1 protein-coding gene and 1 pseudogene are annotated in these 779 nt (G+C 74.8%); both read left to right on the plus strand.

Features of this window, described 5'->3' with window-relative positions; all coding sequences use genetic code 11:
- Positions 1 to 564: pseudogene (locus A612_RS14525) on the plus strand (DNA repair protein RecN); the annotation flags it as partial.
- Positions 561 to 779 (plus strand): RNase adapter RapZ (locus A612_RS14530; RefSeq protein WP_277422528.1); only part of this gene is annotated, 219 nt, incomplete at its 3' end. The pseudogene A612_RS14525 and the gene A612_RS14530, both read left to right, overlap by 4 nt.

Genomic DNA, 779 nt, shown 5'->3' on the forward strand with positions numbered 1-779 from the left:
CTGGCTGCCGCCATCACCCAGGCCATGCAGGAGCTGGGCATGGCGGGCGGGCGCTTCGAGGTGCTGGTCGAGCCCGCCGAGCCCGGGCCGCACGGCGCCGACCAGGTCGGCTTCCTCGTCAGCAGCCACCCCGGCATGAGCCCGCGCCCGATCGGCCGCGTCGCCTCGGGCGGCGAGCTGTCGCGCATGGCGCTGGCCATCTCGGTCACGACCAGCGAGCTGGGCGAGGCGCCGACGCTGATCTTCGACGAGGTCGATTCCGGCGTCGGCGGCGCGGTGGCCGAGACCGTGGGCCGCCTGATGCAGCAGCTCGGCCGCGCGCGCCAGGTGCTGGCCGTCACGCACCTGCCGCAGGTCGCCGCCTGCGCCGACCACCACCTGGTCGTCTCCAAGCACAAGGGCGCGCGCCAGACCACCAGCACCGTGCGCCCGGCCCGGGGCGAGGAGCGTGTGGCGGAGCTCGCCCGGATGCTCGGCGGCGAACGCCTGTCGGCCACCACCCACGCCCACGCGCGCGAGATGCTCGAAAGCGCCGCCGCCACGCGCACGAGCGCGGCCCCGTGATGCTGGAGATCGTCGTCATCACCGGCATGTCCGGCTCCGGCAAGTCGGTGGCGCTGCACGCGCTGGAGGACTCGGGCTACTACTGCGTGGACAACCTGCCGCCCGAGCTGCTGGACGCCTTCGTGGCGCTGGAGCACGAGCGCCACGGCCACCGGGTCGCGGTCGCCATGGACGTGCGCAGCGCCGAGAGCCTGCCGCGGCTGCCGCAGCAGCTC

Origin of the sequence: Melaminivora alkalimesophila (genome assembly GCF_000282995.1) — a bacterium.
In the GTDB taxonomy this organism is placed as follows: domain Bacteria; phylum Pseudomonadota; class Gammaproteobacteria; order Burkholderiales; family Burkholderiaceae_C; genus Melaminivora; species Melaminivora alkalimesophila.